Source organism: Acidovorax sp. GW460-11-11-14-LB4 (genome assembly GCF_059423685.1).
The window spans coordinates 117,132-140,277 of record NZ_JBWKYJ010000003.1; the positions used below are offsets into that span (position 1 = coordinate 117,132).

Here is a 23,146-nt window from a genome sequence, read left to right on the forward strand (position 1 = left end):
GGGATGATTGAAGGCGAATTCGTATGAACCTTTCTCTATGACTCTGACCATTTCAAAGTTCCGGCGGCTGTTGCCTGTGTTGGCTGTGACGGTGTTCACGGTGGCGTGCGCGCCCCTGACCGTTCCTCCCAAGTCCGAATATCCAGTCGGGCGTGCCCGCCTTGTACTGCCGCCGGGGGCCTGGCAGGACCTGGGCACTTCGGAGGAAACCGTTGCGGGCTCTGCAGGGCGTATTGCACTTCAGACCCGCGATGTGGGGCTGCGTAATGCGCAGGGAGACTGGCTGGCCGTGTTGCGTGTGCAGACCAACCGTGCCGGGGACCTGAGTGGTTCTCCGCAGGGCATCGGTTATTGCCCCACCCAGCAGGACGTCACCGTGGAGGATGGCGCTGCAGGGAGCCCCGTGCGTGCAGACTGTCTGCGCCTCAAGCGATGGGGAAGCAGTTCCGAGTGGCTGGACAAGAACCGGTCGGACCTTGTCCAGTGGCTCAGCACCCGCCAGATCACTCTGACCCAGCCCTATACCTATCTGAGCTATCGCTACGTGACGGAGGCGGGTGCCTGGGTGAAGGTCGATGCCTTGGTGGACCAGCGGCTGTTGCGTCCGGCTACGCGCAATAACGAGGAGTTCCTTGTGGCGGGAAGACCCGCGCTGCAATGGGGGCGTGACCTGGCCCAGGCCGTGCGCCTGAGCTCCGGCATGGTGGACGGCCACCTGGCCATTCCGCCCTTCCCGTTCCCTGAGCCCACATCCAAACCCTAGCGCGCCAGTCCTCCCCTGCCTGGCGGCCTTGCATAACGATTACGAAACTCGAGGAGACCTCTGATGCAGACAAGCCCCGTCCCGCAGCCGCAGCGTATCGGCGTGCCAAGGGAAACCTTTCCCGGTGAAAAGCGCGTGGCCACCGTGCCCGATGTGGTGGAGAAGCTGATCAAGCTGGGCTTCACTGTCACGGTGGAGTCGGGGGCAGGGGATGCCGCCAACTTCAGTGACGACGCCTACCGCGCTGCGGGCGCCGAGATCGTGGGCGACGCTGCCGCGCTGTGGGCTGCATCCGATATCGTCTTCAAGGTCCGCCCGCCCAGCAGCGATGAAGTGGCGCTGATGCGCGAGGGCACGACGCTCATCGACTTCATCTGGCCCGCCCAGAACCCCGAACTGATGCAGCAGCTGGCGGCCCGCAAGGCGACGGTGCTGGCCATCGACTGCCTGCCGCGCACGCTCTCGCGCGCCCAGAAGATGGACGCGCTCACTTCCACCGCAGGGGTCAGCGGTTACCGCGCCGTCATCGAGGCGGCCAACGCCTTTGGCCGGTTCTTCAACGGCCAGATCACGGCCGCAGGCAAGGTGCCACCGGCCAAGGTGTTCATCGCAGGCGCTGGCGTGGCGGGCCTGGCGGCCATCGGCACGGCCGCCAACCTGGGCGCCATCGTGCGCGCCAACGACACGCGCGCCGAAGTGGCCGACCAGGTCAAGTCGCTGGGTGGCGAGTTCGTCAAGGTGGACTACGAAGAAGAAGGCTCGGGCGGCGGCGGCTATGCCAAGGTCATGAGCGAAGGCTTTCAGGCTGCGCAGCGCAAGATGTATGCGGAGCAGGCGAAAGACGCCGACATCATCATCACCACCGCACTGATCCCCGGCAAACCCGCCCCCAAGCTCATCACCGCTGAAATGGTGCAGAGCATGAAGCCCGGCAGCGTGATCGTGGACATGGCGGCCGAGCAGGGCGGCAACTGCGAACTGACCGTGCCCGGCGAGGCCGTGGTGCGCCACGGCGTGACCATTGTGGGCTACACCGACCTGGCTTCGCGCCTGGCCAAGCAGTCGTCCACGCTGTATGCCACCAACCTGCTGCGCCTGACGGAGGAGCTGTGCAAGGCCAAGGACGGCGTGGCCGTGGTCAACATGGAGGACGACGCGATCCGCGGCCTCACTGTGGTCAAGGAAGGCTCGATCACCTGGCCTGCGCCGCCGCTCAAGCAGGCGCCGGCACCCGCGCCCAAGGCGGCAGCCCCGGTGGCCGAGAAGAAATCGAGCCACGGCACAGGCGCACCCATGTCCGCCAAGACGCTGACCATCGTTTTTGCCGTGCTGGCTGTGCTGTTCTGGGCCATCGGTGCCTACGCGCCCGTGGCCTTCCTGGGGCACTTCACGGTGTTCGTGCTGGCCTGCTTCATCGGCTACATGGTGGTATGGAACGTCACGCCCGCACTGCACACGCCGCTGATGAGCGTGACCAACGCCATCTCCAGCATCATCGCCATCGGCGCGCTGGTGCAGATTGCGCCGCCCGATGCGGGCGTCAACGGGCGCCCGGACGGGCTGATCCTGTGGCTGGCCTTTGCGGCCCTGGTGCTCACGGCCATCAACATGTTCGGCGGCTTTGCGGTCACGCGCCGCATGCTCGCCATGTTCCGCAAGTAATCCGATAACGACAAGAACAACGAGGAGCACAGAACATGTCCCAAAGTCTCGCTACCGTGGCCTACCTGGGCGCGGCCATTTTGTTCATCCTGAGCCTGGGTGGGCTCTCCAACCCTGAAACCTCGCGCCGGGGCAACCTGTTCGGTATGGTCGGCATGGCGCTGGCCGTGCTGGCCACCGTGTTCGGCCCGCGCGTGAGTCCTGCAGGTGTGGCCTGGATCGTCGGCGCTCTGGTCATTGGCGGCGGCATCGGCCTGTATGCGGCCAAGGTCGTCAAGATGACCCAGATGCCCGAACTGGTCGCGCTCATGCACAGCCTGGTGGGCCTTGCGGCCTGCCTGGTGGGGTTTGCCAGCTATGTCGATACCTCGATTCAGCTGCAGGGTGCCGAGAAGATCATCCACGAGGTGGAGATTTATGTGGGCATCCTGATTGGTGCCGTCACGTTCAGCGGCTCGCTGGTTGCCTTTGGCAAGCTCAACGGAAAGATCGGCGGCAAGCCGCTGCTGCTGCCTGGCCGCCACTGGCTCAACCTGGCCGCGCTGCTGATCGTGATCTGGTTTGGCCGCGAGTTCCTGCGCGCCGAGACCGTCGAGCAAGGCATGGTGCCGCTCATGGTGATGACGGTGATCGCGCTGCTGTTCGGCATCCACATGGTCATGGCCATTGGTGGTGCCGACATGCCGGTGGTGGTGTCCATGCTCAACAGCTACTCGGGCTGGGCGGCGGCGGCCACGGGCTTCATGCTGTCCAACGACCTGCTCATCGTCACGGGCGCGCTCGTGGGCTCCTCGGGCGCCATCCTGTCCTACATCATGTGCAACGCGATGAACCGCAACTTCATCAGCGTGATCGCGGGCGGCTTTGGCTCGGGCGCTGGAACTCCCGCCAAAAAAAGCGAGGCAACCGAGCCGCAGGGCGAGGCCGTACCCGTCAGCTCCGCTGAGACGGCCGAGCTGCTGCGCGATGCCAAAAGCGTCATCATCGTGCCCGGTTACGGCATGGCCGTAGCCCAGGCGCAGCACACGGTGTACGAGATCACCAAGACCCTGCGCGAGAAGGGCGTGGATGTGCGCTTTGCCATCCACCCCGTGGCAGGCCGCATGCCCGGCCATATGAACGTGCTGCTGGCCGAGGCCAAGGTGCCCTACGACATCGTGATGGAGATGGACGAGATCAACGAGGACTTCCCCGATGCCGACGTGGCCATGGTCATTGGCGCCAACGACATCGTGAACCCCAGCGCGCTGGACGATCCGTCCAGCCCCATCGCTGGCATGCCGGTGCTCGAAGTGTGGAAGGCCAAGACCTCCATCGTGATGAAGCGCTCGATGGCCTCGGGCTATGCGGGGGTGGACAACCCCTTGTTCTACAAGGACAACAACCGCATGCTGTTTGGCGATGCCAAGAAAATGCTGGATGAGGTACTGACCGCGCTCAAGAGCTGACGGGCATAATTCCTCCACAATAAAAGCACGATCGTGCTGAAAAACATCGGCGTGCTTGCAGGACCCCCATAAAACCTACCAGGAGACAATCCCAATGACCGACCGCCCGTGGCTGGCCGCCTATCCACAAGGTGTTCCCGCAGACATCGACACCACGCAGTACAGCTCCCTTGTGGCGCTGATGGACGAGGCGTTCAAGAAGTACGCCAACCGCGTGGCCTACAGCTTCATGGGCAAGGACGTGACCTACGCCCAGACCGATTCGCTCTCCAGCGCGTTTGCGGCCTATCTGCAGGGCCTGGGGCTGGTCAAGGGCGACCGCGTGGCCATCATGATGCCCAACGTGCCCCAGTACCCCGTGACCGTGGCGGCCGTGCTGCGCGCGGGCTTCGTGGTCGTCAACGTGAACCCGCTGTACACGCCGCGCGAGCTGGAGCACCAGCTCAAGGACTCGGGCGCCAAGGCCATCGTCATCATCGAGAACTTTGCCACCACGCTGGAGCAGTGCATCGCGCACACGCCCGTCAAGCACGTGGTGCTGTGCGCCATGGGCGACCAGCTCGGTCTGCTCAAAGGGACCTTGGTCAACTACGTGGTGCGCAACGTCAAGAAGATGGTGCCCGCCTACAACCTGCCGGGTGCGGTGCGCTTCAATGACGCCGTGGCCCAGGGCACGCGCGGCACCCTCAAGAAGCCCGACATCAAGCCCGACGACATCGCGCTGCTGCAGTACACCGGCGGCACCACGGGCGTGAGCAAGGGCGCCGTTCTGCTGCACCGCAACGTGATTGCCAACGTGTTGCAGTCCGAGGCCTGGAACGAGCCCGTGATGAAGAAGGTGCCCGCAGGTGAGCAGCCCACCAGCATCTGCGCGCTGCCGCTGTACCACATCTTCGCGTTCACCGTGAACATGATGCTGAGCATGCGCACGGGCGGCAAGACCATCCTGATCCCCAACCCGCGCGACCTGCCTGCGGTGCTCAAGGAGCTGTCCAAGCACACCTTCCACAGCTTCCCGGCCGTCAACACGCTGTTCAACGGCCTGGCCAACCACCCCGACTTCAACACCGTCAACTGGAAGAACCTCAAGGTCTCGGTGGGCGGCGGCATGGCGGTGCAGGGCGCTGTGGCCAAGCTCTGGCTCGAAAAGACGGGTTGCCCCATCTGCGAAGGGTATGGCCTTTCGGAGACCAGCCCTTCGGCCAGCTGCAACCCCACCACCAGCACCGAATACACCGGCACCATCGGCGTGCCGCTGCCCAGCACCTCCATGAAGCTGCTGGACGATGAAGGCCGTGAGGTCACCACGCTGGGCGAGCCCGGCGAGATCGCCATCAAAGGCCCGCAGGTGATGGCCGGCTACTGGCAGCGCCCCGATGAAACCGCCAAGGTCATGACCGAAGACGGCTACTTCAAGTCGGGCGATATCGGCGTGATGGATGCGCGCGGCTTCTTCAAGATCGTGGACCGCAAGAAGGACATGGTGCTGGTCAGCGGCTTCAACGTGTACCCCAACGAGGTCGAAGAAGTGGTGGCCAACTGCCCTGGCGTGCTCGAATGCGCCGTGGTGGGCGTGCCCGACGAAAAGACCGGCGAGGCCGTGAAGCTTGTGATCGTGAAGAAGGACCCGGCGCTCACCGAAGCGCAGGTCAAGGAGTTCTGCCGCCACGAGCTCACGGGTTACAAGCAGCCCAAGGTGATCGAGTTCCGCACCGAGCTGCCCAAGACCCCCGTGGGCAAAATCCTGCGCCGCGAACTGCGCGACAAGAAGTGACGCGGCCTGCTGGCACGTCACAATCCCCAGGCGGCTTCGGCCGCCTTTTTTGCGACCGCGCTGCCCAGGGTGGCGCGGGTGTTTTGTGGCCCCATGACATGACCCCAAGGACTTTTGCATGAGCACTGCCATCCTGAGTGCGCTGCCCGAAGAACAGAGCTCGCTGGTGCAACAGCTGGCGCACCCGCAGCGGCTGATGCACGCCGGCCGCGCGTTCTGGCGCGGAGAGCTGCACGACCGCCCGGTGGTGCTGGCGCTGTCGGGCATCGGCAAGGTGGCTGCTGCCACCACGGCCACGGCCTTGATCGAACATTTTGGGGTGGCGCGCATTGTCTTCACGGGCGTCGCGGGTGGTGTCGGCGATGGGGTTCACCGGGGCGATGTGGTGGTGGCGCAAGACTATGTGCAGCACGATATGGATGCCTCGCCGCTGTTCCCTCGGTGGGAGCTGCCGGGATACGCACGCACCCGCCTGGCGTGCGATCCGGCACTGACTGCTATGCTTTTGGAAGCTGCCAACCTATGCGTCACTAGCGCAAGCGGTCTCTGGGCCTTGAAAAATATCCATGGGGGTGCCCATCGGGCGCACCAGGGCCTGGTGGCCAGCGGCGATCGTTTTGTGGCCACCGCACAAGAGTCCGAGCGCCTGTGCACCGCCCTGCGCGCGGCCGGGCACGATGTGCTGGCCGTGGAGATGGAGGGTGCCGCCGTCGCCCAGGTGTGCCATGACTACAGCCTGCCCTTTGCCGCGGTGCGCACCATCTCCGACCGCGCCGACGACGACGCACACGGCGACTTCGCCCAATTCGTGCAGACCGTGGCCAGCCGGTACTCCGAGCACATGGTGCTGTCGTTTTTACAAAAACTATGAAATTGATAGCGGCTAAGGCGTTTTGCACTAGCGCTTGCGGCAGATTTCTCCTCTAAAGAGGACTCCGACGCATGCCATTTGCCACAATGCTCTAAATCGGCGCGACGCTCTACCAGCGCCACCGCGGAACCGGCTTTGCCGGGCCGCTGGAGGCGTCCCCCCTCGAGGGGAAGGCGCGCAGCGCCACAGGGGGGCTACTTCAGCCAGCCCCGTTTGCGGAAGTACCACATGGGCCCGAGCGCGCTCGCCAGCATCAGTCCCAGCGCATACGGGTAGCCCAGCGACCAGTCCAGTTCGGGCATGAACTTGAAGTTCATGCCGTACACGCTGGCGATCAGCGTGGGCGGCAGCAAGGCGACGCTGGCCACCGAGAAGATCTTGATGATCTTGTTCTGGTTGATGTTGATGAAACCGACCGTGGCGTCCATCAAGAAGTTGATCTTGTCGAACAGGAACGCCGTGTGGTTGTCCAGCGACTCGATGTCGCGCAGGATCTGGCGGGCTTCCTCGAACTGCTCGGAGTTGAGCATCTTGGAGCGCATCATGAAGCTCACGGCGCGGCGCGTGTCCATCACGTTGCGGCGGATGCGGCCGTTCAAGTCTTCCTGGCGCGCGATGGCGGCCAGCACCTCGCCGGCGCGGGTGTCGGTCACGTCGCCGGCCAGCACCTGTTTGCTCACGGCCTCCAGCTCGTCGTAGATGTTCTCCAGCGTGTCGGCCGAATACTCGGCGTCGGCGTCGAAGAGCTTGAGCAGCACTTCCTTGGCATCTTCGATGAGGCCGGGCGCGCGGCGTGCGCGCATGCGCAGCAGGCGGAACACGGGCACGTCTTCATCGTGGATGGAGAACAGCACGCCCCGGCTTTTCAGGTTGGTGTTGTGCTGGTTCAGGATGAAGGCCACGCGCACCGAACGGGGGTCTTCGTCGTCATCGATCAAGAAGTCGCTGCGGATGTGCAGCTCGCCGTTGTCTTCCTCGTAGAAGCGGGCGGATTCCTCGATGTCCTCGTCCATCGCATCCTCGGGGATGGACAGGCCGTAGTGCTGCTTGATCCAGCGCTTTTCTTCCAGCGTGGGGGCTTCCAGGTCCACCCAGATCGGCTGGAACTTGGTCAGCTCTTCCAGGGACTCGATTTCTTCCTGGAACAGCCGACCATTGGCGAGCGTAAAGATGTTGAGCATGGGCTCACTCCCTTGTTTTTTGGCATCTGCGGTGTGGGGGTAGGGGTGCTTTCAACCCCACAGCAGTCAAATGCGCCGGGAGCTGAAAGCTACCAACTCGGGTAGGTTTCCAAGGAGCTGTCTCCGTAAAAATTAGGCAAGCGGCGGATTATGGCACCGGGCGATGATCTCGCCGGTCCGGCGGGGGGCATGGAAGGGGGCTGGGGCCCTGCCAACAGGCTCTCAGCCCCCGGCCTCGGCACTGCGCACCATGGCCAGCGCCCGGCACAGGTCGGCCCAGGCGGCGGCCTTGTTGTCCTGCGAGCGCAGCAAAAAGGCGGGGTCGTAGGTCACCACCGCCGGGCACCCGGCCAGCACATGCGGACCTGCGCGCAGGCGGCCCAGGGGCTCGGTGCGGCCCAGCGCCGCGCGTGCCGCCACATGGCCCAGCACCAGCACCATGGCGGGCTGCAGGTGGGCCACGGTGTCGGCAAGGGTGGCCGGGATATCGGCGCTGGCTTCCGTGCCGGGCGCAGACCGTTCCAGCGCCGCCATGAACACGCGCGGGTGCCGGTGCAATTGCATGGCCCGCAGCATGTTGTCGAGCAGGCGGCCCGCATCGCCACCCAGGGGCTCGGCGGGCGTCATGCTCTCGGCCACGATGAGCCAGCCCCGGCCCAGCCCGGCGGGCGTGTGTGCCGGGTCGGCGGTGGGGTAGAGCGCCTGTGCCGGGTGCAGGCGCAGGGCGGGCGTGGCCGTGCCTGTGTTGGCCGGTACAGGAGCGGGCGGTGCGCTGCGGCTGGTGGTGTGGGCTGGGGGCGCTGGGGGGCGCTCGGCGAGCGCAGGGGACGGTGTCTGTGTTTGTGCGCGCGGCGGCGCCATGGCAGGTGCTGCCACGGCCGCAGGAGCCGCAGAGGCGGTTGCCGGGGGCTGGGCGATGGCCTCCTGGGCGGGGGATGGGCCCCACACGGTGACGCCCATTTCTTGCAGCATGGCGCGCTGGCGCGCATCGAGGTGGAGGCTCATACGGAAAGAAATCAGGCCATCGGTGGTTCAGCAGGTACGGGGCGCGGTGCGGGGTCAGAGCGCCAGGCTCATGACCACGGCATCTTCGCGCTGTCCGTGTGCTGCGGGGTAGTAACGCTTGCGGTCGCCCACGCGGCGGAATCCGTGGGTCTGGTAGATCTGCTGGGCGCGCAGGTTGCTCGCCCGCACCTCCAGCCACAGCCATTGTGCACCGCGCCCGCGTGACCACAAGGCCAGGGCGTCCAGCAGCACGCGGGCCCAGCCCTGGCGCTGGTATTCGGGAGTGACGGTGATGTTGAGCAGGTGCACCTCATCCACCCCCATCATGGCCACAAAGTAGCCCAGCAGATGGTCGTCCGCCATCAGGAGCTGCGTCTCGTAGCCAGACGCCATGGCGTCGGTGAAGTTGCCACGTGTCCAGGGGTGCGAATAGGCGCGCTGCTCCACGGCCAGCACGGCATCGAGCCGTGCCAGGGTCAGGGCCTCAAAGCGCGCCTCGGGGCGGTTTTGGCTGGCATCGGACGGCGATGTGGAGGAGGTAGGCAGTGCGCTCATGCTGGATTCGTTCACCCTTTTTTCAGGGCGTCACTGCCGCCTGGGCGGCGCGCAGTGCTGCGCGTTCGGCAGTGGTTTGCGCTACTTTATCGCGGATATAGCGCGGCAGGGCGTCACCAGCGGCCACGGCATGGCCCGCTGCAATCAGCGCGGGCGCCAGGCGCAGCAGGGCCGTGGCGGTGGGCAAAGCAGTGATGTGCGTGGCGGTCGGTGCCAGCCGGTCGCCATAGGCTGCGCGGGCATTGCCGGCTACCGTCCAACCATCTGGCGGCTGCACCGACTCGGGCGCCCCCAGGCCAAAGTCTTCGTCTGCGTGCCAGCGGGCTTCGGCGGGCAACCATTCGCAGCGCGCGTGGTAGACCTCGTCCATGCGGGCATCCAGCACCGCCACCACGTGGGTACAGCCGTGTTGCTGGCGTGCTTCCTCCGCCACGGCCAGCAGGGTGTCCACGGGCAATACCGGCACGCCCTGACCGCCCTTGGCGCCAAAGGCCAGACCCTGGGCCACCGCGCAGGCGGTGCGCAGTCCGGTGAAAGAGCCAGGGCCGCGCCCGAACACCACCGCATCCAGTATGTCGAAAGTCAGGCCCGCCTGCGCCATCAGCGCACGCACGGCGGGGATCAGCGCCGCCGAGGCCTGTGCGCCGCCCGGCCCCTGGTGCTGCCAGACCCCATCGCCATGCTGCACGGCGATGGAGAGGGTGTCGGTGCTGGTGTCAAAGGCGAGCAGATTCATGGGCAGGGTCGGAAGATCTTGGGTGGCGCGGTCGGTGAGCAGGCGCTCAGGAGGTGGCTGTGGCTGGGGTGGATGGGGCCTGGCTTTTGCGCAGCACGCCCAGGAGGATACCGGCGGTGACCAGCAGCAGGCCGGCCACCAGATTCCAGTGCATCGGCTCGTCCAGGAAAATCACCGCCCCCATGGCGGACAGACCGGGCACCAGGGCCGTGATCATGGTCGAGCGCACGGGGCCGTAGTGCTGGATCATGCGCGTGAAACCAATGCCGGAGACCACCACGGAGCCACCACCCTGGAACAGCATCTGGAACGCGATCTCGCTCCATGGCGCCTGGGTCAGGTGGCTGGTGACCGCGCCCAGCCAGACCAGCAGCGCATAGCTGGGCAGGTACACCACGCAGGCAAACGCGGTGATGGCGATGGTGGCCTGCACCGCATCGACCGCGTGGCGCCGCGCCAGCACGCTGTAGGTGGCCCAGGACGACGCGGCCAGCATGAACAGCAGGTCGCCCTTCCAGACGTCCCCGCCCGAAAACGCCGCCAGCAGGCTGCGCCCACCCACCAGCAGGTCGCCCGCCACGATCAGCGCCAGGCCTGCAGCGCGCAGCGGCGTGATGTGGTCGCGCAGCAACCAGGCGGCCAGCAGCGCCGTCCACAGCGGCAAGCTGCCCGGCATGAGCACCGCCGCATGGGTGGCCGGTGCATGGAAGAACCCTGAATAGGCCAGCAGTGCGTACAGCAGCCCGCCAAAGCTGCCCAGCAGCGCCGTGGTGCGCAAGGGCAAGGGGGAGATGCCTGCCAGGCTGGACGGCGGTGCCGAGGCCCCCAATGCCGTCTGGCGCCGTCGCACCATCCACCAGCCCCAGGGCAGCAGCACCAGGCTGGCGCCCACGATGCGCAGCAGTGCGATGTCGAACGGGGTGAGCGTGCGCTGGGCCGAGGCGCGGGCGATGATGATGAAGCCCGTCCAGATGGTGACGGTGACCACGGCCGCCAGCAGGCCGATGGTGCGGGGAGAAAAACGCATCGCGCGATTATCGGCGCCCGCCGCATGCCGTGCTGGCGCGGGGCCTGGTGCGGGTGCGCGGGCGATAGACTCCCCGCCATGTTGTCTGTTTCTGCTCTTTGGCGCCGCCGTGTGCTGCGTGGTGTGGTGGGTTGTGCGGCTGCGTGGCTAGTGGCTGCAGGCGGGGCGGGCCTGGCGGGGGCGCAGACGGGCGGGCCGCCTGCTGGCTCGCTGCCGCCCGAGGTGGAGGCCGCCCTGGCGCGCGCCAGGCTGCCGCGCGAGTCCCTGTCGGTGGTGGTGGTGGACGCGCAAGCTGCCGGCAAGGCCAGCCCGCGCCTTGCGCACCGTGCCCAGGTGCCTGTGAACCCCGCGTCGGTGATGAAGCTGGTGACCACCTATGCAGCGCTGGAGCAGCTGGGCCCCGCCTATGTCTGGAACACGCCGGTGTATGTGCAAGGCACGGTACAGGACGGCAGCCTGCGGGGCAATGTCTACATCCAGGGCCAGGGCGACCCCAAGCTGGTCATGGAGCGGTTGTGGCTGCTGATGCGGCGGCTGCAGGGCCAGGGCATCCAGGTCATCGTGGGCGATATCGTGCTGGACCGCACGGCGTTCGACGTGCCGGACCAGGACCCGGCACGGTTTGATGGCGAGCCGCTGCGGCCCTACAACGCCTCACCGGACGCCCTGCTGCTCAATTACAAATCGTCGGTGATGACCTTTGTGCCCGATGCGGCCGCCGGCCTGGCGCGCGTCCAGTACGACCCGCCTCTGGCTGGAGTGCAGCGCCAGCCCACCGTGGCGCTGGCGGCGCCAGGCGCCGACTGTGGTGACTGGCGGACCGCCCTGCGTGCGGAGTTGTCGGACCCCTCGAAGGTGTCGTTCCAGGGCGTGTACCCCGCTGCGTGTGGCGAGCGGGTGTGGCCGGTGGCGGCGGCCGACCCGCGCGGCTTTGCGGCGCGGGCGGTGGAGGGCATGTGGCGCGAACTGGGCGGCAAGCTCACGGGCAGCGTGCGCGACGGCAAGGTGCCCCCGGGCCTCAAGCCCGCGTTTGTGGTCCCGTCCCCTGCGCTGGCCGAGGTAGTGCGCGACGTGAACAAGTACAGCAACAACGTGATGGCGCAGCAGGTCTTTCTGACCCTGGCGCTGCAAAAAAGCGGCGTGGCCACATTCGACGGCGCCCGCGAGGTGCTGCGCCAGTGGTGGCAGGCCCGCATGGGCGATGCCGACCTGCCGCAGGTGGACAACGGCGCCGGGCTCAGCCGCGACGCCCGCCTGACCGCACAGGCCCTGGCCCGCATGCTGCAGGTGGCGTGGGTATCGCCCGTGATGCCCGAGCTGGTGGCGTCGCTGCCGATCACGGGCGTGGACGGCACGCTGCGCCGCAGCCAGAGCCGTGCTGGCACCGCCCACCTCAAGACGGGCAGCCTGCGCGACGTGATGGCCGTTGCAGGCTATGTGCATGCCGCCAGCGGGCGCCGCTATGTGTTGGTGGCGGTGGTCAACCACGCCAATGCAGGGGCAGCGCGGCCCGTGCTCGACAGCCTCATCGACTGGACGGCGCGTGAGCAGTGAATAATCGCTGCTGCCCTGCGTTTTCCCCACCATGCAACTCCATGAACTGATCGGCTACCTGGCCGCCTGCCTGACCACCTGCAGCTTCGTGCCGCAGGCCCTGCACACCTTTCGCACGCGGGACGTGAGCGGTATCTCGCTGGGCATGTACAGCGTCTTTACCGTGGGGGTCGCGCTGTGGCTGGCCTACGGCCTGGCGCTGGCGGCCTGGCCCATCGTGGTGGCCAATGCCATCACCCTGGCCCTGGCCGGCACCATCCTGGGCATGAAGCTGGTGTACAGCGCACGCCGTCCTGACTGACCGGGCGGGGCCGCCCTGGCGCGCTGTCGCCTAGGTGTCTGGCGAGGCATGGCCTCCCGCGTTATCCCCTATGGATGCTGCAGCGCAGGTGCGCGCACGATGCGTCGTTCTTCACTGACCGAGGTATCCATCCATGACCTATTTCCGCCTTACCTGTGTGGCCGCTGCGGCGGTCCTGCTTGTCGCCTGCGGTGGCTCTGACGACCCGGCGCGCGGCGCACTGATCGACCCCCCTGCCACGCTCACCACGCTCACCGTGGCGCAGATCGACGCGGCCACGGCCAGCAGCGGTCTGCAGGCGATCAGCGGCAAGGCCAAGTGCGATGTGAAGGTGGTGTCGCTGAACTATGCGACCGTGGGGGCCAAGAGCGGCGAAAACACCAACGCCTCGGGCGTGATGCTGGTGCCAGCCGGCAGCTGCACCACTGCAGCCCCGCTGGTGGCCTATGCCAAGGGCACCGATGTGCAAAAGCCCCGCACCCTGGCCAACCCGCAGGACAGCGAAACCTTCCTGCTAGCGGCCATGTACGCCGCGCAGGGCTATGCCGTGGTGGCCACCGACTACCTGGGCTTTGCCAAGTCGGGCTACAGCTATCACCCCTACCTGCATGCCGACTCGGAAGCCACCTCGGTCATCGACTCGGTGCGTGCTGCACGCAATGCGGCGGGCACGGTGGGGGCCACGCTGTCTGGCAAGGTGATGTTCACCGGGTACTCGCAGGGCGGCCACTCGTCCATGGCAGCGCAGCGCGCAGCCGAGCGGGACTACGGCAACGAATTCAATGTGGTCGCAGGCGCGCACCTGGCAGGCCCCTACAACCTGTCGGGCTCGCTGCGCATTCCGGACGCGATCGCGGGCGTGCAGTTCTTTGTGCCCTACCTCGTCACGGCCTGGCAGAAGGTCTATGGCAACGTCTATACCGACGTGAAGGATGTGTTCAAGGCGCCGTACTCCGGCTACATCGAGAACCTGCTGCCCAACCCCACGCTCAACTACACCACCCTGGTGACCACGGGCACGCTGCCGTCGGGCACACCGAACCAGGCGCGTGACGCGCTGTTCCAGTCGGCGTTCATCACCGGCTCCCAGACCAGCACCACCCACCCGCTGTACCTGGCGGCCAAAAAGAACGACCTGCTGGGCTGGACACCCAAGGCGCGTGTGATGCTGTGTGGCGGTGCTGGCGACCCCACCGTGCCGCCGGCCGTTCACATGGTCGTCATGAAAGCCGACTTTGACAGCCGGGGTGTGACGAACGTCAACACAGTCGATGTAGACGCTGCCATCCAGGCCACCTACGGCCCTGGCGGCAAGGCACCCACCGACCCTAACTCGGCAGCCTTTGCCACCTACTACGGCAGCTACCACGGCACCTACGAGCCGCCGTTCTGCCATGCGCAGGCCAAGGCCGTTTTCGACACCGTCAAATGACAGCCGTGATGCCTGCGTGAAGCCCCAAAGGGTTCGCAGGCTTTTAGAACCCCACCCCTAAGCCCCACCGGTGTTTACCCGGTGGGGCTTTTTTGCGCTGGCGAATATGATTTGCCACGAATAGCACGGTCGTTCTATTTTTACGATAACAGGAGTGATACCGATGGTTTTTCAGCGCAAGGCTTTGTGGGTTTCTCTGGCGGCAGCATCGCTGCTGCTGGCGTGTGGGGGCGGCGGTGCCGACACCTCGCCGGTGGCGCCCATCAAGACCGTCAAGGTCATGGGTGACAGCATTGCCGACAGCGGCACGTTTGGCTTCAAGTTCACGGTGCAGGGCAGTGCCCCCACAGGCCCGGCGTCCACACCCATCTGGCCCGAGCTGGTGGCCAGCAGCTACGCAAACACGCTCTGCCCCCGCTATGTGTCCACCGGCAGCGCGTTCAACAACGCGGCGGGCTGCACCAACTACGCCATTGGTGGCGGTCGCATCAACAACTTCACGGCGCCTGCATCGCCTGTCTCCATCGTCAAGCAGCTGACCGATGCAGGGGCCGACGGCTTCAGCGCGGGGGACCTGTTGCTGATCGACGGCGGTGGCAACGACGCTGCGGACCTCATCGGCGCCTACCTGTCGGCCTCCAAGGATGGCGGCAAGGCCTTCGGTGCGGTGCTCTCCACCCTGTTGCCTGCGGCCACTGTGAACGCCGGCCTGGCGGGCGGTGCTACGGGCCAGGCCCAGGTGGGCGGCGCCTACATGGTGGCGCTGGCTGACAAGTTCCACGACGCGATCGAAGCCAATGCCTTGAGCAAGGGCGCGCAGCGTGTGGCGGTGCTCAACATGCCCGCCATCGACAAGACGCCGCGCCTGCAGCAGGTGCTCGGTGGCATCACGGCGTCGGCCGGCGCCGCCGCGAGCGCGCAGGTGCAGGGCCTGCTCAAGGCCTGGCTCGAAGCCTTCAACGCCCAGCTGGCCAAACGTTTTGCGGGCAACAGCAAGGTGGTGGTGGTGGACTTCTACACCTCGTTCAACGACCAGGTGGCCAACCCTGCGCAGTTCGGGCTGACCAATGCCAAGAACACCGCATGCCCCATCACCGGCCAAGGTGCTGACGGCCTGCCCACCTATACCTTCCCCACGTGCACAGCGGCAGCTTTGTCGGCACAGACGCCGCCCGCAGGCGCCACGGGCGGCGCGGACTGGTGGAAGACCTATGCGTTCTCCGACAGTTTCCACCCCACGCCGTATGGCCACCAGCTGGTCAGCCAGTTGGTCTCGCGTTCGCTGGCCCGTGCGGGTTGGCTGTAATCGGCTGTTGAAGGGTTCAAACACCATGCAAAACAAAACCATCACCCCTTCCCTGGCTGGCGCTGTGGCTGCACTGGCGCTCACCCTGTCGGGCGGCGCGCAGGCCCAGACCGCTGGCAGCTGGCTGGTGCGCGCGGGCGCCACGCAAATCGCGCCCCAGGTCACCAGTGGCGACCTGTCCGCGCCCAGCTTCACGGGCACCAAGGTGGACGTGCATGCCGACACGCAGCTGGCTGGCGGCATCACCTACATGCTCACCGACCACTGGGCGGTGGACGTGCCCCTGGCACTGCCTTTCAAGCACAACATCATGGGCGCCGGAGCCATCGCCGGCGTGGGCAAGATCGGCGAGGTCAAGGTGCTGCCCATGACCGTGTTCGCGCAGTACCGCTTTCTGGAGGCCAATGCGCGGGTGCGCCCCTACGTGGGCCTGGGCGTGACCTACGCCAAGTTCTTCAAGGAGCGCGGCACCGCAGCGCTGACAGGGCTCACCGGCGGCAGCCCTTCGCGCCCCACCACGCTGAGCGCTGAATCCCGGTTTGGCCTCACGCCGCAGGTCGGTGTGAGCATTGCGCTCAACGACCAGTGGTCGCTGGATGTGGCGTACTACAAGACCTTTGTGAAGACCCGCAACACCCTGTCCACGGGCCAGACCATCGACGTCAAGCTCAACCCCAATGTGGTGGCGCTGGGCGTGGCGTATCGGTTCTGACCTTCATCCGGGGCAGATCGATGGCCCACAAAAAAGCCGCCCACTGGGCGGCTTTTTGCTGGGTGGAGCGCGGAGCGCGCCGGCTTACCAGCGTGCGCGCAGGCGGTCGTAGGCGTAGGTGCCAAACTGGCGCTGGGCCGATGGCGTGAGGTACACGCTGTCGGCAAACACGAACGAGGTGGCGTTCGCGCCCGACAGCAGCGTGGACGACGTGCACAGGGCCGAATTGACCTGGCCCGCGCCGATGCCGATACCGTTGTTCGCGTCCACCGACGTGCACACTGCTGCCGTGGAGTTGTTGAAGCCGTAGTTGCCAGGCACGCTGGTGTACAGGTTCACGTAGTAGGCCGAGTCCACGTACAGCACGTTGGCGCCCAGGTCCACGATGCCCACCAGCAGGCCTTCGTTGAAGCGGCTGCTGGCGTTGCTCAGCAGGGCTTCGCGGCCAATGGTCTTGGCCCAGGGGGTCTTGCTCAGGTCGTAGGTGCCGGTCACCACCACATACTTGGCGCCCGCCGTCACCAGGCGGCGCACCTGTGCAGCCAGGTCCTCCCCAGCCTTGCGGGCGGCGGCCACCATGGCGTCCTGGGTCTGGGTGCCTGCGTTCACAGCGGCCATGCCGGCGATCACGTCGCTGACACCGCCGCTCACCATCACCACATCAGTGGCTGCAAAGCTGCCGCTAGCCAGGAAGGCGTCGATCTGTTCGGTGACGGTGCGGGTGCTGGCATTGCCGGCCGCATCGGGCTTGGCGCTGACGCGGGCATTGCCAGTGGCGTAGCTCAGGCCGCCTGCAGAGACCGGGGCGAGCGACTTGCCGTAGTTGGCCACCACCTGCAGGGTCCAGTTGTTGACGCTGCCGTCATTGACGGTGTAACGCGAGCCGTTTTGCCCCACATCGTTCATGGCGTCGCCGAACGCAATGAAGCGCTGGGGCGTGATGGCCGATTCGGTGGTGCTGGAACCGCAGGCCGCGAGCAACGCGGCCGACGCACATGCGGCGACCATGATGGTGCGGCGCATCCAATTTGCTGCCATGTATTTCTCCAGAAAAGTGGGGGGTAGTTTAACGACGCAAAGTCAACGGATGTAAAGCGGCGCCATCGTGCCCGGTCAGGCGGCGGAGGCGCGCTGCAGGCGGTCGCGCACGCCCTCCCAGTCGGGGCTCGCCGGCGGGGTCTCGATCCAGATCAGCTTCACGCCCTCGTCGTCAAAACCGCGCAGCACAGCGAACAGCTGCTGCGCCGTGGCAGCCGCGTCATCGGGCATGCGCCGCATGACCAGCTTGGAGGACCGACTGCGCAACGCAGCGCGGGCATAGATCGCAATGTGGGCGGCATCGGTACCCAGCAGGTCCAGGCTGGTCTGCAGCGCCTTCGCGTCCATCAGCCGCACCTTGGCGCTGGGGGCATAGTGAGCCTCCAGCGTGCCCGAGGCGCGGGGTGTGGCCGTGGGGATGTCTTCCTTGGACAGCGGGGCCATGCCGCAAGCGGCCGCAATCTGCGCCCGGGTGATGGCGCCGGGCCGCAGCAGCACGGGCACACCACGCGTGCAGTCCACGATGGTGCTTTCAATGCCCACGTCGCAGGGCCCGCCGTCCAGCACCAGCAGGTCGGCGCCCAGCTCGTCCTGCACATGCTGGGCGGTGGTGGGGCTCACGCGGCCAAAACGGTTGGCACTGGGGGCGGCAACGCCCCACACGGGAGGGCCGCCGGCCTCATTGCTGTCGCCAGCGGCTGCGCAGGCCACCAACAGTGCGTGGGCCACGGGGTGCGCGGGGCAGCGCAATCCCACGCTGTCCTGCCCGCCGGTGGCGGCGGTGGCTACGCCGGGCAAGCGCGGCAGGATGAGCGTGAGCGGGCCGGGCCAGAAGGCATCAACGAGCTTTTGTGCAAAGCCGGGCACTTCACTGGCGAAATGCGCAATGCCCTCGGCATTGGCCACGTGCACGATCAGCGGGTGGTCGCTGGGCCGCCCCTTCGCGGCAAAGATCTGCGCCACGGCGGTATCGCTGCTGGCATCGGCCGCGAGGCCATACACCGTTTCGGTGGGGAGACCCAGCAGGGCGCCGCTGCGCACTGCGCGTGCAGCGGTGGCGATGGCCTGGGGGTCGTTGCCGTCGAGAATCATGGAAACAGCCTGGCTCAGAAGGGCTCGATGCCCAGCAGTGCTGCGGCCTGCAGGGCCGTGGCGCGCGCAGCCTCGGGGGTGGCGGCGGTGATGTTCAGGTGCCCCATCTTGCGGCCGCGCTTGGCGTCGCGCTTGCCATACAGGTGCAGGTGGGTGCCGGGCAGGGCCAGTACCTGGGCCCAGGGCGGGGTCTGCGCCGCGTCGCCGTGGGCAAACCACAGGTCGCCGAGCAGGTTCAGCATGACGGCGGCGCTGTGCTGGCGCGGCTGCGTCAGCGGCAGGCGGGCCATGGTGCGCACCTGCAGCTCGAACTGCGACACATCGCAGGCGTTCTGGCTGTAGTGGCCGCTGTTGTGCGGGCGCGGGGCGATCTCGTTGACCACCAGGCTGCCGTCCTGCAGCACGAAGAACTCCACACACAGCACGCCCACATACTGCAGGCCTTCTGCTACAGATTTTGCAGCGGCTACCGCTTGATCCACTAGCGCTTGCGGCAGATTTCCTTCATAAACCTCGGTCACGGCCAGGATGCCGTCGCGGTGCAGGTTGCGCTGCACCGGCAGGTGCACCATCGTCCCATCGGCACCACGCGCCACGATGACGGAGCATTCCAGCTGCAGCGGCAGCATCTTCTCCAGCACGCAGGCCACTTGGCCGACCGAATCCCAGGCGGTGGCCAGATCGGCGGGCGTCTTCACGCGCACCTGGCCCTTGCCGTCGTAGCCCATGCGGGCCGTCTTGAGGATGCCGGGCAAAAGGTGGGGGGATACGGCGGCCAGTTGCTCTGCGGTTTCGATCACGGCATAGGGCGCGCAGGGCACGCCGCAGGCCACAAAGTGCGCCTTCTCGCGTGCACGGTCCTGCGCCACCGACACAGCGCTGGCGGCGGGCGACACGGGGCGTTGCGAGGCCAGGGTGGCCAGTGCAGCGGCGGGTACGTTCTCGAACTCGGTGGTCACCGCATCCGACAGGCGGGCCAGCTCGGCCAGGCCCTGCGGGTCTTCGTAACCTGTCTGGATGTGGTGGTGGCTCACCAGCCCGGCAGGGCTGGTGGGGTCGGCATCGAGCACGGCCGTGAAGTAGCCCATGGCCTGGGCCTGGTGGACGAACATGCGGCCCAGCTGGCCGCCACCCAGAACACCCAACGTCGATCCGGGGAGCAAAGGTTGCGTGGCGGCGCTCATGCGGCGGGCGGCAGGGTCATGTTGCGGGCCACTTCCGTCTGCTCGGCGCGGAAGGCTTCCAGGCGCTGGCGCAACTCGGGGCTCTCATTGGCCAGCAGGGCCACAGCAAACAGGGCGGCATTGGCCGCACCGGCGGTGCCGATGGCAAACGTCGCCACGGGGATGCCTTTGGGCATTTGTACGATGGAGTGCAGCGAATCCACACCCTGCAGGTGGCGGCTGGCCACGGGCACGCCCAGCACGGGCACGGTGGTCTTGGCGGCGATCATGCCGGGCAGGTGGGCAGCACCGCCGGCCCCGGCGATGATGGCCTTCAGCCCCCGGCCGGCGGCGGCCTCGGCGTAGGCAAACATGTCGTCGGGCATGCGGTGGGCCGACACCACGCGGGCCTCATGCGCGATGCTGAACTGTTCAAGGATTTGCACTGCATGCTGCATGGTGTCCCAGTCGCTGCTGGAACCCATGACCACGCCGATCTGGATGGGTTTCATGGTGTGGAGGGTGCTGGCCGGCAGGCCTTGCCTGCCCAGCCGCTGTAGGTAGAACCCGCGATTTTACTTTTTGCGCCTCCCTGGCGGGTGTGGGGCTGTTTCGATGGGCCAAAATAGCGCGCAAACCGCTCCATAGGCCCCGGGCCCCACACCATCATGATTGACGTCACCGTAGAGAACTTTGAAGCCGAGGTGGTTGCCGCCTCGATGAACGTGCCCGTGCTGGTGGACTTCTGGGCGCCCTGGTGTGGCCCCTGCAAGTCCCTGGGGCCGGTGCTGGAGAAGCTGGAGACGGAATACGCGGGCCGCTTCAAGCTCGCCAAGATCGACTCCGACCAGGAGCAGCAGCTGGCGGGCATGTTCGGTATCCGCAGCATTCCTACCTGCGTGCTGCTGATGAACGGGCAGCCTGTCGATGGTTTCATGGGCGCTTTGCCCGAAGGCCAGGTGCGCGCCTTCCTCGACAAGCACGTCCCCACCGCTGAGGAGATGGTGGCCGAGGCCGAGGAAGAAGAGGCGCAGGAAGCTCTGGCCGAAGGTGATACCGGCACCGCATTGGAGAAGCTGCAGCATGCCGTCGTGACCGACCCCGCCAACGATGACGCGCGCTTTGACTACGTCAAGCTGCTGCTGCAGCTGGGGCGCGAGGACGATGCCAAGGTGGCTTTTGCTCCCGTGATTGCCAAGGCCGCCATGTCGCGCAAGCTGGGGGCCCTCAAGGCCTGGATGGATGCTCTTGATTTTGTAGCGTCTGGCGCATATGACGCTAGCGCTGAGGCCGGATTTGATGCAAAAATCGCCGCGAACAAGCGGGATTTCGACACCCGCTATGCCCGCGCCCGCTGGCTCATCTCCCAGCAGCGCTGGACCGACGCCATGGACGAGCTGCTCGAAATCCTCATGCGCGACAAGACGTGGAGCGAAGAGATCGCCCGCAAGACCTACGTCGCCATCCTCGAACTGATCGAGGCGCCCAAGCCCAAGGTCGCCGAGGGCCAGATCCCCCCCGAAGACCCGGTGGTGGCCACCTACCGCCGGCGGTTGTCGAGTGTCGTGCTGAGCTGAGGGCTCAAGAGGTTGCAGTGGTAAACGGCGCGACGCAGGCGCTCTCCATCCAATTGCCACCCTGGCGCAATGGGTCACGTCTAGGCTGCCTACGCCGCGGGCTATATGGCGGCGTTGTGGTGTGGATACTGGGGGTGACTGGTTGCGTGACGCGTCCCCCTGCTCCAGACGCCGTGGTTACGGGGGTGGCGCTTTCGCGAGAGCGTGTCATGCTGCCGCCCGAGGCTGTTTTTGAGGCCACTTTGCTTGATGTGACCCAGCCAGACCAGCCGCCCGTCGTTTTGGGGCGCCAGCGCCGCCAACCTGCAGGTCAGCCCCCTTACGCGCTGTGGATTCCCTACCCCTCTGCGGGGTTTGTGCCCAAGGGGCGTTATGAGGTGCGAACCACCGTCACCTTGGAGGGGCGATTGCTTCTGGCCAGCGACAGGCGCTACCCCGTGCCGCAGGACGCGGCCTACCGCCATGTTGATGTTCAAATGCAGCGGCTGCTGCCGCTAGCTGCCACTGTGGAGGCGTCCGTGCCCCTGCTGCTGACCCATTGGCGGCTCGTCGAAATGGCTGGGGAGGCCCTATCCCGCCCTGCCGATGGTGTGACGGTGCCCCATCTGGTTTTCCAGGCAGATGAGCCGCGGGTGGCAGGCTCGGGCGGCTGCAACCGCTTTCTCGCCGACTATGAGTTGCAACCTCAGAGCGGACACCTGCGCATGGGGCAGCTCGTGTCCAACATCAGCTTGTGCCTGCAAAGCAGTGGGCTAGAGACCCAGTATTTTGAGGCGCTGCTGGCGGTGCGGGGCTTTCGCCAGGTCGGCACGCAGCTCTTGCTACGGGGGGCCGAAGGCGAGCAATTGCTGCGTTTTGAAGCCGTCGAAACGCCACCGGGCTAGGTTTCAAAGGGGCTTTTGGCGGGTGCCACTCCCACAGCAGATTTATGCCGATGTCAGCCGCTCCAGGGCCTCACGGTACTTTGCCGCCGTCTTTTCAATCACCGCCTGGGGCAGGCGGGGCGATGGAGGGGTCTTGTCCCAGGGCTTGCCGTTGACCTGGGCCTGCTCCAGCCAGTCGCGCACAAACTGCTTGTCGTAGCTGGGCGGGTTCTCCCCCTTGGCCAAGGCTTCAGTGTAGCCCTCCACGGGCCAGTAGCGGGAGCTGTCGGGGGTCAGCACCTCGTCCATCAGCACCAGCGTGCCGTCAGGGGCCAGGCCAAACTCGAATTTCGTGTCGGCAATGATCATGCCCTTGGTGAGCGCGATGTCGGCCGCGGCCTTGTAGATGGCAATGCTCAGATCGCGGATGCGGGTGGCCAGGTCCAGGCCAATCATCTCCACCGTGCGCTCAAAGGTGATGTTCTCATCGTGCTCGCCCATGGCGGCCTTGGCGGCGGGCGTGTAGATGGGTTCGGGCAGCTTGGCGGCGTTGGTCAGGCCTTCGGGCAGGGGCACGCCACAGACCGAGCGCGATTCCTGGTATTCCTTCCAGCCGCTGCCAGCCAGGTAGCCGCGCACCACGGCTTCGACCGGAATGGGTTGGAGGCGCTGGACCAGCATCGAGCGGCCACGGATTTGAGGGGCTTCCTCGGGGCTCACCACGCTCTCGGGTGCGTCGCCTGTGAGGTGATTGGGGCAGATGTGGCCGAGCTTGTCGAACCAGAACAGGGCCATTTGGGTGAGCAGCTCGCCCTTGCCGGGGATAGGCTCGCCCATGATGACGTCGAAGGCGGACAGGCGGTCGCTGGCCACCATCAGGATGCGGTCATCGCCCACGGCGTAGTTGTCACGCACCTTGCCGCGTGCCAGCAGGGGCAGCGAAGTCAGGGCCGAAGTGTGCAGGGCGGTGGAGCTGGGCTGGGTCATGGTGTCGGTGTGGGCGGTGGGTGTCCGCTGCGGGCAGTCCGAAGAACGTGGGGGAAAGGGGGCGCGGCAGGGGAGGCCTGGACGCAACCGATGGATTTT

The 23,146-nt window shown here is 66.3% G+C and carries 22 protein-coding genes; 12 read left to right on the forward strand and 10 right to left on the reverse strand.

Going from position 1 to position 23,146, the window contains the following annotated elements; translation table 11 throughout:
• Window positions 1-37 precede the first annotated feature (37 nt).
• From AC07X4_RS02950 to AC07X4_RS02970, 5 genes are all read left to right on the forward strand, one after another.
• Window positions 38-763, forward strand: coding sequence for a hypothetical protein (locus AC07X4_RS02950; RefSeq protein ID WP_494739175.1), 726 nt, complete (start codon window positions 38-40; stop codon window positions 761-763).
• Between the two features lie 63 nt (window positions 764-826).
• Window positions 827-2,425 (forward strand): Re/Si-specific NAD(P)(+) transhydrogenase subunit alpha, encoded by a 1,599-nt coding sequence (locus AC07X4_RS02955; RefSeq protein ID WP_494739176.1) that lies wholly within the window; start codon window positions 827-829, stop codon window positions 2,423-2,425.
• Window positions 2,426-2,460: 35 nt separating this feature from the next.
• Window positions 2,461-3,873, forward strand: a complete 1,413-nt coding sequence (gene pntB, locus AC07X4_RS02960) for a Re/Si-specific NAD(P)(+) transhydrogenase subunit beta (RefSeq protein WP_494739177.1) — start codon at window positions 2,461-2,463, stop codon at window positions 3,871-3,873.
• Window positions 3,874-3,967: 94 nt separating this feature from the next.
• A complete protein-coding gene (locus AC07X4_RS02965) occupies window positions 3,968-5,647 on the forward strand; it encodes a long-chain-fatty-acid--CoA ligase (RefSeq protein ID WP_056068036.1) in 1,680 nt (559 codons plus the stop codon).
• A 118-nt stretch (window positions 5,648-5,765) separates the two neighbouring features.
• The gene (locus AC07X4_RS02970) at window positions 5,766-6,518 is read left to right on the forward strand and encodes a 5'-methylthioadenosine/adenosylhomocysteine nucleosidase (protein WP_494739178.1); all 753 of its coding nucleotides are present in this window, start codon (window positions 5,766-5,768) and stop codon (window positions 6,516-6,518) included.
• Between the two features lie 194 nt (window positions 6,519-6,712).
• On the opposite strand, the gene corA is transcribed toward AC07X4_RS02970, so the two are convergent.
• The 5 genes from corA to AC07X4_RS02995 all read right to left on the reverse strand — a co-directional run bounded on the left by corA (window position 6,713) and on the right by AC07X4_RS02995 (window position 11,022).
• Complete coding sequence (gene corA, locus AC07X4_RS02975; protein WP_015016148.1) at window positions 6,713-7,699, reverse strand: magnesium/cobalt transporter CorA; 987 nt, start codon at window positions 7,697-7,699, stop codon at window positions 6,713-6,715.
• A gap of 222 nt (window positions 7,700-7,921) precedes the next feature.
• Window positions 7,922-8,704, reverse strand: coding sequence for a uracil-DNA glycosylase family protein (locus tag AC07X4_RS02980; protein WP_494739179.1), 783 nt, complete (start codon window positions 8,702-8,704; stop codon window positions 7,922-7,924).
• Window positions 8,705-8,758: 54 nt separating this feature from the next.
• A complete protein-coding gene (rimI, locus tag AC07X4_RS02985) occupies window positions 8,759-9,259 on the reverse strand; it encodes a ribosomal protein S18-alanine N-acetyltransferase (protein WP_056068154.1) in 501 nt (166 codons plus the stop codon).
• Window positions 9,260-9,281: 22 nt separating this feature from the next.
• On the reverse strand, window positions 9,282-9,995 hold the full coding sequence (gene tsaB, locus AC07X4_RS02990) for a tRNA (adenosine(37)-N6)-threonylcarbamoyltransferase complex dimerization subunit type 1 TsaB (protein WP_494739180.1): 714 nt from the start codon (window positions 9,993-9,995) through the stop codon (window positions 9,282-9,284).
• Between the two features lie 46 nt (window positions 9,996-10,041).
• A complete protein-coding gene (locus tag AC07X4_RS02995; RefSeq protein ID WP_494739181.1) occupies window positions 10,042-11,022 on the reverse strand; it encodes a DMT family transporter in 981 nt (326 codons plus the stop codon).
• Between the two features lie 78 nt (window positions 11,023-11,100).
• Between AC07X4_RS02995 and dacB the strand changes: the two genes are divergently transcribed.
• The 5 genes from dacB (at window position 11,101) to AC07X4_RS03020 (ending at window position 16,327) form a co-directional block, all read left to right on the forward strand.
• Window positions 11,101-12,576 carry a D-alanyl-D-alanine carboxypeptidase/D-alanyl-D-alanine endopeptidase gene (dacB, locus tag AC07X4_RS03000; RefSeq protein WP_099731875.1) on the forward strand — a complete coding sequence of 492 codons (1,476 nt, stop codon included), beginning with the start codon at window positions 11,101-11,103 and terminating at the stop codon, window positions 12,574-12,576.
• Window positions 12,577-12,607: 31 nt separating this feature from the next.
• Complete coding sequence (locus AC07X4_RS03005; RefSeq protein WP_056743054.1) at window positions 12,608-12,877, forward strand: SemiSWEET transporter; 270 nt, start codon at window positions 12,608-12,610, stop codon at window positions 12,875-12,877.
• A 133-nt stretch (window positions 12,878-13,010) separates the two neighbouring features.
• Window positions 13,011-14,309, forward strand: coding sequence for a lipase family protein (locus AC07X4_RS03010; RefSeq protein ID WP_056068049.1), 1,299 nt, complete (start codon window positions 13,011-13,013; stop codon window positions 14,307-14,309).
• Between the two features lie 163 nt (window positions 14,310-14,472).
• A complete protein-coding gene (locus AC07X4_RS03015; RefSeq protein ID WP_494739182.1) occupies window positions 14,473-15,615 on the forward strand; it encodes an SGNH/GDSL hydrolase family protein in 1,143 nt (380 codons plus the stop codon).
• Window positions 15,616-15,640: 25 nt separating this feature from the next.
• The gene (locus AC07X4_RS03020; RefSeq protein ID WP_494739183.1) at window positions 15,641-16,327 is read left to right on the forward strand and encodes an OmpW/AlkL family protein; all 687 of its coding nucleotides are present in this window, start codon (window positions 15,641-15,643) and stop codon (window positions 16,325-16,327) included.
• Window positions 16,328-16,411: 84 nt separating this feature from the next.
• Here the strand turns inward: AC07X4_RS03020 and AC07X4_RS03025 are convergent, their stop codons facing one another.
• The 4 genes from AC07X4_RS03025 to purE all read right to left on the reverse strand — a co-directional run bounded on the left by AC07X4_RS03025 (window position 16,412) and on the right by purE (window position 20,132).
• Window positions 16,412-17,365, reverse strand: coding sequence for an SGNH/GDSL hydrolase family protein (locus tag AC07X4_RS03025; protein WP_260668825.1), 954 nt, complete (start codon window positions 17,363-17,365; stop codon window positions 16,412-16,414).
• A gap of 75 nt (window positions 17,366-17,440) precedes the next feature.
• A complete protein-coding gene (locus tag AC07X4_RS03030) occupies window positions 17,441-18,457 on the reverse strand; it encodes an L-threonylcarbamoyladenylate synthase (protein WP_260668824.1) in 1,017 nt (338 codons plus the stop codon).
• Window positions 18,458-18,471: 14 nt separating this feature from the next.
• Window positions 18,472-19,641 carry a 5-(carboxyamino)imidazole ribonucleotide synthase gene (locus AC07X4_RS03035; protein ID WP_494739184.1) on the reverse strand — a complete coding sequence of 390 codons (1,170 nt, stop codon included), beginning with the start codon at window positions 19,639-19,641 and terminating at the stop codon, window positions 18,472-18,474.
• The gene (gene purE, locus AC07X4_RS03040; protein ID WP_108498728.1) at window positions 19,638-20,132 is read right to left on the reverse strand and encodes a 5-(carboxyamino)imidazole ribonucleotide mutase; all 495 of its coding nucleotides are present in this window, start codon (window positions 20,130-20,132) and stop codon (window positions 19,638-19,640) included. The genes AC07X4_RS03035 and purE overlap by 4 nt, the downstream gene beginning before the upstream one ends.
• Before the next feature lie 156 nt (window positions 20,133-20,288).
• Between purE and trxA the strand changes: the two genes are divergently transcribed.
• Together trxA and AC07X4_RS03050 are read left to right on the forward strand one after the other, a co-directional pair.
• The gene (trxA, locus tag AC07X4_RS03045; protein ID WP_494739185.1) at window positions 20,289-21,197 is read left to right on the forward strand and encodes a thioredoxin; all 909 of its coding nucleotides are present in this window, start codon (window positions 20,289-20,291) and stop codon (window positions 21,195-21,197) included.
• A gap of 17 nt (window positions 21,198-21,214) precedes the next feature.
• The gene (locus AC07X4_RS03050; RefSeq protein ID WP_494739186.1) at window positions 21,215-22,081 is read left to right on the forward strand and encodes an META domain-containing protein; all 867 of its coding nucleotides are present in this window, start codon (window positions 21,215-21,217) and stop codon (window positions 22,079-22,081) included.
• A gap of 42 nt (window positions 22,082-22,123) precedes the next feature.
• Here the strand turns inward: AC07X4_RS03050 and AC07X4_RS03055 are convergent, their stop codons facing one another.
• Window positions 22,124-23,047, reverse strand: a complete 924-nt coding sequence (locus AC07X4_RS03055; protein WP_494739187.1) for a phosphoribosylaminoimidazolesuccinocarboxamide synthase — start codon at window positions 23,045-23,047, stop codon at window positions 22,124-22,126.
• Between the last annotated feature and the right edge of the window lie 99 nt (window positions 23,048-23,146).

What these genes read in the sequence shown, in the direction of transcription:
- AC07X4_RS03035 (WP_494739184.1), bottom strand. Translation starts at nt 19,641, where the DNA reads ATGAGCGCCGCCACGCAACCTTTGCTCCCCGGATCGACGTTGGGTGTT.
- dacB (WP_099731875.1), top strand. Translation starts at nt 11,101, where the DNA reads ATGTTGTCTGTTTCTGCTCTTTGGCGCCGCCGTGTGCTGCGTGGTGTG.
- AC07X4_RS02950 (WP_494739175.1), top strand. Translation starts at nt 38, where the DNA reads ATGACTCTGACCATTTCAAAGTTCCGGCGGCTGTTGCCTGTGTTGGCT.
- AC07X4_RS03020 (WP_494739183.1), top strand. Translation starts at nt 15,641, where the DNA reads ATGCAAAACAAAACCATCACCCCTTCCCTGGCTGGCGCTGTGGCTGCA.
- AC07X4_RS03015 (WP_494739182.1), top strand. Translation starts at nt 14,473, where the DNA reads ATGGTTTTTCAGCGCAAGGCTTTGTGGGTTTCTCTGGCGGCAGCATCG.
- AC07X4_RS02995 (WP_494739181.1), bottom strand. Translation starts at nt 11,022, where the DNA reads ATGCGTTTTTCTCCCCGCACCATCGGCCTGCTGGCGGCCGTGGTCACC.
- AC07X4_RS03005 (WP_056743054.1), top strand. Translation starts at nt 12,608, where the DNA reads ATGCAACTCCATGAACTGATCGGCTACCTGGCCGCCTGCCTGACCACC.
- AC07X4_RS02980 (WP_494739179.1), bottom strand. Translation starts at nt 8,704, where the DNA reads ATGAGCCTCCACCTCGATGCGCGCCAGCGCGCCATGCTGCAAGAAATG.
- AC07X4_RS03030 (WP_260668824.1), bottom strand. Translation starts at nt 18,457, where the DNA reads ATGATTCTCGACGGCAACGACCCCCAGGCCATCGCCACCGCTGCACGC.
- rimI (WP_056068154.1), bottom strand. Translation starts at nt 9,259, where the DNA reads ATGAGCGCACTGCCTACCTCCTCCACATCGCCGTCCGATGCCAGCCAA.
- purE (WP_108498728.1), bottom strand. Translation starts at nt 20,132, where the DNA reads ATGAAACCCATCCAGATCGGCGTGGTCATGGGTTCCAGCAGCGACTGG.
- AC07X4_RS02955 (WP_494739176.1), top strand. Translation starts at nt 827, where the DNA reads ATGCAGACAAGCCCCGTCCCGCAGCCGCAGCGTATCGGCGTGCCAAGG.
- AC07X4_RS02970 (WP_494739178.1), top strand. Translation starts at nt 5,766, where the DNA reads ATGAGCACTGCCATCCTGAGTGCGCTGCCCGAAGAACAGAGCTCGCTG.
- trxA (WP_494739185.1), top strand. Translation starts at nt 20,289, where the DNA reads ATGATTGACGTCACCGTAGAGAACTTTGAAGCCGAGGTGGTTGCCGCC.
- AC07X4_RS03055 (WP_494739187.1), bottom strand. Translation starts at nt 23,047, where the DNA reads ATGACCCAGCCCAGCTCCACCGCCCTGCACACTTCGGCCCTGACTTCG.
- AC07X4_RS03010 (WP_056068049.1), top strand. Translation starts at nt 13,011, where the DNA reads ATGACCTATTTCCGCCTTACCTGTGTGGCCGCTGCGGCGGTCCTGCTT.
- AC07X4_RS03025 (WP_260668825.1), bottom strand. Translation starts at nt 17,365, where the DNA reads ATGGCAGCAAATTGGATGCGCCGCACCATCATGGTCGCCGCATGTGCG.
- tsaB (WP_494739180.1), bottom strand. Translation starts at nt 9,995, where the DNA reads ATGAATCTGCTCGCCTTTGACACCAGCACCGACACCCTCTCCATCGCC.
- AC07X4_RS02965 (WP_056068036.1), top strand. Translation starts at nt 3,968, where the DNA reads ATGACCGACCGCCCGTGGCTGGCCGCCTATCCACAAGGTGTTCCCGCA.
- pntB (WP_494739177.1), top strand. Translation starts at nt 2,461, where the DNA reads ATGTCCCAAAGTCTCGCTACCGTGGCCTACCTGGGCGCGGCCATTTTG.
- corA (WP_015016148.1), bottom strand. Translation starts at nt 7,699, where the DNA reads ATGCTCAACATCTTTACGCTCGCCAATGGTCGGCTGTTCCAGGAAGAA.